Raw genomic sequence first — 9,019 nt, forward strand, 5'->3', positions numbered from 1 at the left:
AAGCCATATTTCACCGCGAGCTCGCCGATCGTCCGTTGCAGCTGTGGCAGGACGGCATCGACGCGATCACGAAGCTCGGTGGACGTCTTGGCGAAGCCGATGGCCGCATCCCATGACAGGCCTTCGCCCGCGATGAGCTCGATCTGGTAGCGATCATGGTAGCTGGTCTTGTTCAGCCAGCCGGCAACCGGCCCCCAGATGAAGGCGATGTCGGCCTTGCCCTGGTCCAGTGCCTGCATGCCCTCCTCCGGGGACAGCACGGTCACCATCTCAACGTCGTCACGGCTCGCGAGCAGGTTTTGCGGCGTGGTGGCGAACTGCACGGCGACCCGCTTGCCCCTGAGGCCGGCGATGCCGCCGATGGCCTTCCCCTTGGCCGATTCCTTGGCGGCCACGAGGGCATAGCCTTCCTTCGCGAACGGACTCGAGAAGATCACGGCCGGTCCCATGAAGTCCTCGGACCGCGGCAGCCCGATCATGGCGTCGCATTGCCTGCCGAGCAGCGTAACGCGCACGGTGCGCTTGCCGAAATAGGATTTGTACCAGTCATAGGCGATCGGCCGGCCGAGCGCCTGCGCCAGGGCCTGCCCGATCTCGACATAAAAGCCCGGCTGCGACGGACTATCGCTGGAGAAGGGAAGATTGGTCGGATCAGCGCAGAGACGGAACGGCTGTGCTTCATCGGCGTGAGCCGTTGCGATGGGGGCGATCATTGCGGACGCGGCCGCCCACGCGACGAGCCCTGCAATGCTACGGTTTGCAACGCTACGGTTTGGCTTCTTGCCACTTCCAAGATGATTCGGACGCATGCTCATCTCCCGCAGTTGAGATTTGTTGGGTCAAGCGCGATGTCATCGCGCTTTCAGTTATTGTTTTGAGCATGATCTTTTGGGAAAACCGCTGCGCACTTTTCCGGATCATGCTCCAGGCGCTGCGGCACGCGCCATCAGCCGATGCCGCAACGATCGCCTGGAAAAAGCGCGCGCGTATCCCGTCACCTCCTAGAGATACGCGCGCGAGTGGTCACTGGACGGAGAACACGAAGAGCGAACCGCCCTCGGGAGCTGCGGCCGTCATCTTCTTGCCCACCTCGCCCAGGAACGCAGGCAGCGCAGCGGTGCGGCCGACGACGATGGCGACGTATTGCTTGCCGTCGACCTGGTAGGTCACCGGGCCGGCGCCGATGCCGGAGCCGAGATTCTTGCTCCACAGCACCTTGCCGGATTTCGCGTCGATGGCACGGAAATCGCCGTGGATGTTGCCGGCGAACACGAGGCCGCCGCCGGTGGTCAGGGTGCCGCCATTGAACGGCAGGTCTTCCTTGATCGACCAGACCTTCTTCTGCGCCACCGGATCCCAGGCCATGAGCTCGCCGAGGAAGCCGCCGGGGCCTTCCTTGGTCGGGAATTCGGCGCCGAGATAGAACACGCCGCGCTTGTAGGCGACATCGCCGACCGACCAGTCCATGCAGACATTGTTGGACGGGATGTAGACGAGGCCGGTCTCGGGGTTGAACGACATCGGCTGCCAGTTCTTGCCGCCGACGAGATTCGGACAGATGTCTTTGGCGGGATGGCCCGGGCCCGGACGCTTGTCGGGATCCTCGACCGCGCGCAGCGTGGAGGTATCCCATTTCTGCGCCCAGCTGGTGAAGACGTATTTCTCCGCCGACAGCACCTTGCCGGTCTCGCGGTTGGCGACGAAGAAGAAGCCGTTGCGATCCGCCTTCATCAGCGCCGGAACGGTGCTGCCGCCGATCTTCAGATCCGCGAGCACGGCTTCGTTGACGCCGTCATAGTCCCAGGCATCCGCCGGGGTGGTCTGGATGTGCCACTTGATCTTGCCGGTGTTGGGATCGAGCGCCAGCGTCGAGGCGGTGTAGAGGTTGGTCAGCTTGCCGAAATTGCCGTCGCCGGTGGAGCGCACCCCGGTGTTCCATGGACCGGGATTGCTGGTGCCCCAATAGACCGTGTCGGTCTTGGCATCGTAGGAGCCGACCAGCCAGGCGGCGCCGCCACCATGCTGGGCGGAATCGCCCTTCCAGCTGTCGCCGCCGGGCTCATCCGGGTTCGGCACGGTGTAGGTCTGCCACACCTGCTTGCCGGTGTTGATGTCGAAGGCCTGCAGCGACCCGCGAACGCCATATTCGCCGCCGCCGAACCCCGTGATCACCTTGTCGCGCACGACGAGCGGCGGCGACGTAATGACCGAGCCCTGCTTGTAATCGACCACTTTCGAGGTCCAGAGCGTTTTGCCGGTCGCCGCATCGAGCGCCGTCAGCTTGCCGTCGAGGCGGCCGACGAAGATCTTGCCGTCGGCATAGGAGACGCCGCGGCTGTTCACGTCGCAGCAGGCATATTGCAGCACATCATCGGGAATGTCGGGCTCGTAGGTCCATTTGCGCTGCCCGGTCGCCGCATCGAGCGCGTAGACGTATTTCGGACCCCACGAGCTCGAGACGTAGAGCGTGTTGCCGATCACGATCGGTGAGGATTCGTTCGAGCGTAGCGAGGCCAGCGAGAACGAATAGGCGAGCGTCAGCTTGCCTGCGTTCTCGGTGTTGATCTGCCTGAGTGGGCTGAAGCGCGTGTTTCCGTAATCGTGACCGGCAACGGCCCACTGGTTGGAATCGGACTGCGCCTTGATCAGGGAGTCGTTGGCGCGAGCGCCTGGCGTCGCGGCGGCCAGCATCGCAATCATCGAAATGCCGGCCAAGAAGCCCTTTGTTGCAAAGGTCATGTATTCCCTCCGATGTTGTTGTGTGCGCCGCGTTGGGCGCTCGTGATGCGCAGTTTGTCTGCGGCGCCATCGAGGGGAATTACAACATCGCCAGACCGCGCTGAGTATGGGCGGAAGGTAGTAGTGCGAAATCATCGGCGCGTTCGTCGCTCATCTCTTTGTCGACGCTTGCGTCTCGCCCTTATTTTGCAGCTCGAAATGCGTCATCGAACTCAGGCAGCATCGCGCCGCAAGCGGAAGCCGTAGCGTTCACTGCGGTAGGGTGGGCAAAGGCGCGCTTCTCGCGCGCCGTGCCCACGACCTTTCTCCATCATGAAGAGATCGTGGGCACGCTTCGCTTTGCCCACCCTACGGCACCGCCGAATTGGGGTAGCATCGCGCATCGATCACGATGATGGCGCTACCACAGATGCAAAACTTTCGAAGAAATTCGCGGCGAGCTTGCGCGACGTCGAATCGATCAGCCGCGAACCGAGCTGCGCGAGCTTGCCGCCGATCTGCGCCTCGGCCTCGTAGTGCAGGATGGTGATGCCGGGAGCTTCCTCTTCCAGCCTGACCTTCGCGCCGCCCTTGGCAAAGCCGGCGACGCCGCCGGCGCCTTCGCCGATAATGCGGTAGCCATTGGGCGCATCGATATCGGTCAGCGTCACCTTGCCGCTGAACGTCGCCTTCACCGGGCCGACCTTCAGCACTACGGTCGCGACCATCTCCGTCGGCGACGCCATCTCGAGCGATTGGCAACCTGGAATGCAGCGCCTGAGAATGTCGGGATCGTTGAGCGCAGCCCACACATTGGCCTTCGACGCCGGGATACGCTGACTGTCGTTCATCTGCATCGCTTCCACCCCTTTGCTGTTGCTGTACAGCTCGACTAGGGGCGCGCGCGTGCGCAATCAATCGCCAGGAAGTACTAGGGCTGCGTGTTCTGATGTCTCATTCACTCAACGTCATTCCGGGGCGCGACGAAGTCGCGAGCCCGGCATCCATTTGCCCGCACGCGTAATGGATTCCGGGCTCCCTCGCTTCGCTCGGGCCCCGGAATGACGGAATACGCCGCAACACTCGGCGTCCCGGCAGGCGGCCGTTCGCTGCATCGCAGCGAACAGAATCAATGACTTAGATCGCCGCCACGTACTACCAAGATCGCGGTTACAACGGCATGGGCGCGTGCTCCTATTCGCGCAACGAACAAGGCAGCAAAGGGAGAAACGAGGCGCGAGGGGTCGACGCCAAAGGCCGGCGTTTCGAAGCAGGTGCGGCCCGCGCACAGGCCGCCGACGAAGCGAACATCGTTCGACAGCTTCTTGCACGGCCGCGCCACGGATGGCGGCGGCACGGAACATCGTGACCGTATCGCGCGCTGCGGCAGCCGTCACAATGACCTTTCCATGACGCGTGGTGAGCAAAATCCCAGTTGCAAAGTTCCGTTCGCGCTGTCTCTAATTGGAATAACGACAAACATTCGGGAGGTATCACGTGTCTACAGTCAAACTGACGGTGAACGGCAGGGCCGTCTCTGTCGACGTCGAGGACCGCACGCTGCTGGTCCATCTCTTGCGTGACCATCTCAACCTCACCGGCACCCATGTCGGCTGCGACACCAGCCAATGCGGCGCCTGCGTCGTCCACATGGACGGCCGTGCGGTGAAGTCCTGCACCATGCTCGCCGGCCAGGCCGACGGCGCCAACGTCACCACCATCGAAGGCATCGCCAAGGGCGACGAGCTGCACCCGATGCAGGCCGCCTTCCGCGACAATCACGGCCTGCAATGCGGCTATTGCACGCCGGGCATGATCATGTCGGCGATCGACATCGTGCAACGCCATGGTGGCGAGCTCGACGAGAGCACGGTCCGCCAGGAGCTCGAAGGCAATATCTGCCGCTGCACCGGCTACCACAACATCGTCAAGGCCGTGCTGGACGCGGCCGGACGCATGAAGGTCTCGCAGGCGGCCGAGTAAGGGCCCGCCTCGAACGAACAATCACCACTGCAGCTTTCGGTGGAAAGCGCAGGCACAGCAATTCCGGTCGGGAGGACCAGACATGGGTGTTGAAGGCATCGGCGCGCGCGTCGTGCGCAAGGAAGACAAGCGTTTCATCACCGGCAAGGGCCGGTACGTCGACGACATCAAATTGCTGGGCATGACCTATGCCCATTTCATCCGCAGCCCGCACGCGCATGCCAAGGTGAAGAAGATCGACGCGTCCGCCGCGCTGAAGCTGCCGGGCGTGGTTGCCGTTCTCACCGGGCAAGAGCTCGTCGACGACAAGGTCGGCAACCTGATCTGCGGCTGGGCCATCACCTCCAAGGACGGCAGCCCGATGAAGATGGGCGCATGGCCGGCGATGGCGCCGGAGACGGTGCGCTTCGTCGGTCAGGCCGTCGCGGTCGTGATCGCCGACAGCAAGAACCTCGCGCGCGACGCGGCGGAAGCCGTCGTCGTCGATTACGAGGAACTCCCTGTCGTCGCCGACGTCCGTGCCGCCATCAAGGCCGGCGCGCCGCAGCTCCACCCCGAGGCCCCCGGCAATCAGGTCTATGATTGGGTGATCGGCGACGAGGCCGCGACGGATGCGGCCTTCGCCAAGGCCGCCAATGTGGTGAAGATGGACCTCACCAACAATCGCCTGGCACCGAACCCGATGGAGCCGCGCTCGGCGGTCGCCAGCTACGACACGGCGGAGGAGCATTTCACGCTCTATACGACATCGCAGAACCCGCATGTCGCCCGGCTCGTGCTGTCCGCGTTCTACAACATCGCGCCCGAGCACAAGCTGCGCGTGATCGCGCCTGACGTCGGCGGCGGCTTCGGCTCCAAGATCTACATCTATCCGGAAGAGATGGTGGCGCTCTGGGCCTCCAAGAAGACCGGCCGCCCCGTGAAGTGGACCAGCGACCGCACCGAGGCCTTCCTCACCGACGCGCATGGCCGCGACCACGTCACCCATGCCGAGATGGCGTTCGACGCCAACAACAAGATCACCGGCTTGAAGGTGAAGACCTACGCCAATTTCGGCGCCTACATGTCGCTGTTCTCGTCGGCCGTGCCGACCTATCTCTACGCGACGCTGCTGTCGGGCCAGTACAACATCCCGCAGATCCATGCCGAGGTGATCGGCGTCTACACCAACACCACGCCGGTCGACGCCTATCGGGGCGCGGGCCGTCCCGAGGCGAGCTATCTGGTCGAGCGGATGATGGAGACGGCGGCGCGGCAGCTGAACGTCGATCCGGCGGCGTTGCGCAAGAACAACTTCATCACCCAATTCCCGCACCAGACGCCCGTGATCATGGCCTATGACACCGGCGACTTCAACGCCTCGCTCGACGCCGCGATGAAGGCGATCGACTATGCCGGCTTCCCCGCGCGCAAGGCCAAGGCGAAAGCCGACGGCAAGCTGCGCGGCATCGGCCTGTCCTGCTACATCGAGGCCTGCGGCATCGCGCCGTCCAAGGCGGTCGGTAGCTTAGGTGCCGGCGTCGGCCTGTGGGAATCGGCCGAAGTGCGGGTCAATCCGGTCGGCACCATCGAGGTATTGACCGGCTCGCACAGCCACGGCCAGGGCCATGAAACGGTGTTCGCTCAGCTCATTTCGGATCGGCTCGGCATTCCGATCAGCCAGGTCTCGATTGTCCATGGCGATACGGACAAGGTGCAGTTCGGCATGGGCACCTATGGCTCGCGCTCGGCGGCCGTCGGCCTCACCGCCATCCTCAAGGCGGTGGAGAAGGTCGAGACGAAGGCCAAGAAGATCGCCGCGCATGCGCTGGAGGCTTCGGAGGCCGACATCGTCATCGAGAACGGCGAGTTCAAGGTGACGGGCACCGACAAGGCGATCGCGCTGCCGATGGTCGCGCTCGCGGCCTACACCGCGCACAATCTGCCTGACGGGATGGAGCCGGGCCTGAAGGAAAGCGCCTTCTACGACCCCTCCAACTTCACCTTCCCGGCCGGCACCTATATCTGCGAGCTCGAGGTCGATCCCGGTACGGGCAAGACGAGCTTCGTCAACTTCGTCGCGGCCGACGATTTCGGCCGGCTGATCAACCCGATGATCGTCGAGGGCCAGGTCCATGGCGGCCTGGTTCAAGGCATCGGGCAGGCCTTGCTCGAGCACGCCATGTACGATGCCAACGGCCAGCCGGTCACGGCCTCGTTCATGGACTACGCCATGCCGCGTGCCGACGATGTGCCCTCCTTCAACCTCTCTCACACCACGACGCTGTGCCCGGGCAATCCGCTGGGCATCAAGGGTTGCGGTGAGGCCGGAGCGATCGGCGCCTCCGCGGCCGTGATCAATGCGATCACGGATGCGATCGGCAAGAACAATTTGGAAATGCCCGCAACCCCTGATCGGGTGTGGCGCACGATCCACGCGGCTTGACACCTCATCATCGTCATTCCGGGGCGATGCGAAGCATCGAACCCGGAATCTGGAGCTACGGATTCAACCTCGAGATTCCGGGTCTGCGCCTTCGGCGCATCCCGGAATGACAGAGAAAAGATTTCAGGAGCAACCAAGATGTATCAGACAACCTATCATCGCGCTTCCTCGGTGGATGAGGCCGCCAGCCTGTTCGGCAAGAGCAGCGAGGCGAAATTCCTTGCCGGCGGCCAGACGCTGCTGCCGGTGATGAAGCAGCGGCTCGCGGGGCCCTCCGATGTCATTGACGTCGCCAAGATCAAGGAATTGATCGGCGTCGAGGCCTCGGGCGACACGTTGACCATCAAGGCGGCCACGCCGCATTACGACGTTGCGACCAGCGATGCCGCCAAGAAGGCGATCCCCGCGCTCGCCTATCTGGCTTCGCAGATCGGCGACCCTGCGGTGCGCTATCGCGGCACGATCGGCGGCTCGATAGCCAACAACGATCCGGCCGCGGATTACCCGGCCGCCCTGCTCGCGCTCGGCGCCACCGTGAAGACCAACAAGCGGTCGATCGCGGCGGAGGACTTCTTCAAGGGCCTGTTCACGACCGCGCTTGAAGACGGCGAGATCATCACCGCCGTGTCGTTCCCGGTTCCGACCAAAGCAGGCTATGCCAAGATGCGGCATCCCGCCTCGCGCTTCGCGCTGACCGCCGTCTTCGTCGCACAGACGAAAGCCGGCGAGATCCGCGTTGCCGCGACCGGCGCCTCGCAAAGCGGCGTGATGCGGGTTGGCGCGATCGAGTCCGCGCTGAAGGCGAATTGGTCGCCGTCGGCGATCGACAGCGTCAGCATTCCCGCGAGCGGGCTGCTGGCCGACATCCACGGCACAGCGGAGTACCGCGCCAACCTCGTCAAGGTGATGGCGCAGCGCGCGGTGACTGCCGCGGGCTGACAATCCCGCGCCAGCGCCTCGACACAAATTTTCCGCGGCGCGCACTTCGGTGCGCGCCGTTTTATTTTGCCCATGCGGAATGAAACCGCTTGCCTCGCTGGCGGGAAGGCGAGAAAAGTTAATCAGCCGATTAACTCGCCACCAAGAGCAACGTCAGAGGCGTTTGCCGGATCACCGGCATTCGCCCGCGACCCGAGGAAACAACAACGTGCTCGACAAACCAGCTCCCACCTCATCCGTCCGCGCAACCGGCCCGCTCGCGGGCTTCCGCATCGTCGAATTCGCCGGCATCGGACCCGGCCCGTTCGCCTGCATGATGCTGGCCGACATGGGCGCCGAAATCGTCACGCTCGACCGTGTCGGCGCCAAGAAGAGCATGAAGTCGGTGGCGGGGCGTGGCCGCAAGCTGATCGAGCTCGACCTCAAGGACAAGGCGGCGATTGCTGAGGTGCTCGACCTGCTTGCCAGCGCCGACGCGCTGGTCGAAGGGTTTCGTCCCGGCGTGATGGAGCGGCTCGGGCTCGGTCCTGACATCGTGCTCGCGCGCAATCCAAGGCTGGTCTACGGCCGCATGACCGGCTGGGGCCAGGAAGGCCCGCTGGCGAACGCGGCCGGCCACGACATCAACTACATCTCGATCACCGGCGCGCTCGCCGCGATCGGCACTGACGAGGCGCCGGTGCCGCCGCTCAACCTGGTCGGCGATTTCGGCGGCGGCGCGCTCTATCTCGTGGTCGGCGTGCTCGCCGCGCTGCTGGAAGCATCAAGGTCCGGCAAAGGCCAGGTGGTCGACGCCGCGATGTGCGATGGCGCAGCCTCGCTGATGTCGTTCTTCTTCGACATGAAGACACTGGGACGCTGGACCGAAGGCCGCAACCGCAATTTCCTCGATGGCGGCGCGCACTTCTACGGCGTCTATGAATGCGCCTGCGGCCATTTCGTCTCGATCGGCTC

6 protein-coding genes and 1 pseudogene are annotated in these 9,019 nt (G+C 64.0%); 4 read left to right on the forward strand and 3 right to left on the reverse strand.

Going from position 1 to position 9,019, the window contains the following annotated elements:
- The 3 genes and pseudogenes from AOQ71_RS47330 to AOQ71_RS06750 all read right to left on the reverse strand — a co-directional run.
- Positions 1-713 (reverse strand): annotated as a pseudogene (locus tag AOQ71_RS47330) (transporter substrate-binding domain-containing protein); the annotation flags it as partial.
- 310 nt (positions 714-1,023) lie between these two features.
- Positions 1,024-2,739 carry a PQQ-dependent methanol/ethanol family dehydrogenase gene (locus tag AOQ71_RS06745; protein ID WP_063958201.1) on the reverse strand — a complete coding sequence of 572 codons (1,716 nt, stop codon included), beginning with the start codon at positions 2,737-2,739 and terminating at the stop codon, positions 1,024-1,026.
- Between the two features lie 386 nt (positions 2,740-3,125).
- Positions 3,126-3,575 carry an SRPBCC family protein gene (locus AOQ71_RS06750; RefSeq protein WP_057743622.1) on the reverse strand — a complete coding sequence of 150 codons (450 nt, stop codon included), beginning with the start codon at positions 3,573-3,575 and terminating at the stop codon, positions 3,126-3,128.
- Between the two features lie 640 nt (positions 3,576-4,215).
- On the opposite strand from AOQ71_RS06750, the gene AOQ71_RS06755 reads away from it, so the two are divergent.
- The 4 genes from AOQ71_RS06755 to AOQ71_RS06770 form a co-directional block, all read left to right on the forward strand.
- Positions 4,216-4,701: a (2Fe-2S)-binding protein gene (locus AOQ71_RS06755; RefSeq protein ID WP_057743476.1), complete on the forward strand. Its 486-nt coding sequence runs from the start codon at positions 4,216-4,218 to the stop codon at positions 4,699-4,701.
- 82 nt (positions 4,702-4,783) lie between these two features.
- The gene (locus tag AOQ71_RS06760; protein WP_057743479.1) at positions 4,784-7,126 is read left to right on the forward strand and encodes a xanthine dehydrogenase family protein molybdopterin-binding subunit; all 2,343 of its coding nucleotides are present in this window, start codon (positions 4,784-4,786) and stop codon (positions 7,124-7,126) included.
- 138 nt (positions 7,127-7,264) lie between these two features.
- A complete protein-coding gene (locus AOQ71_RS06765) occupies positions 7,265-8,065 on the forward strand; it encodes an FAD binding domain-containing protein (protein ID WP_057743482.1) in 801 nt (266 codons plus the stop codon).
- A 208-nt stretch (positions 8,066-8,273) separates the two neighbouring features.
- Positions 8,274-9,019: CaiB/BaiF CoA transferase family protein (locus tag AOQ71_RS06770; protein WP_245316757.1), on the forward strand; the 746-nt coding region annotated here is incomplete at its 3' end.

Source organism: Bradyrhizobium manausense (assembly GCF_001440035.1).
GTDB classification, from domain to species: Bacteria; Pseudomonadota; Alphaproteobacteria; order Rhizobiales; family Xanthobacteraceae; genus Bradyrhizobium; species Bradyrhizobium manausense.

Excerpts from the sequence above, each read along its gene's own strand:
- AOQ71_RS06745 (WP_063958201.1), bottom strand. The coding sequence starts at position 2,739 with ATGACCTTTGCAACAAAGGGCTTCTTGGCCGGCATTTCGATGATTGCG.
- AOQ71_RS06750 (WP_057743622.1), bottom strand. The coding sequence starts at position 3,575 with ATGCAGATGAACGACAGTCAGCGTATCCCGGCGTCGAAGGCCAATGTG.
- AOQ71_RS06760 (WP_057743479.1), top strand. The coding sequence starts at position 4,784 with ATGGGTGTTGAAGGCATCGGCGCGCGCGTCGTGCGCAAGGAAGACAAG.
- AOQ71_RS06765 (WP_057743482.1), top strand. The coding sequence starts at position 7,265 with ATGTATCAGACAACCTATCATCGCGCTTCCTCGGTGGATGAGGCCGCC.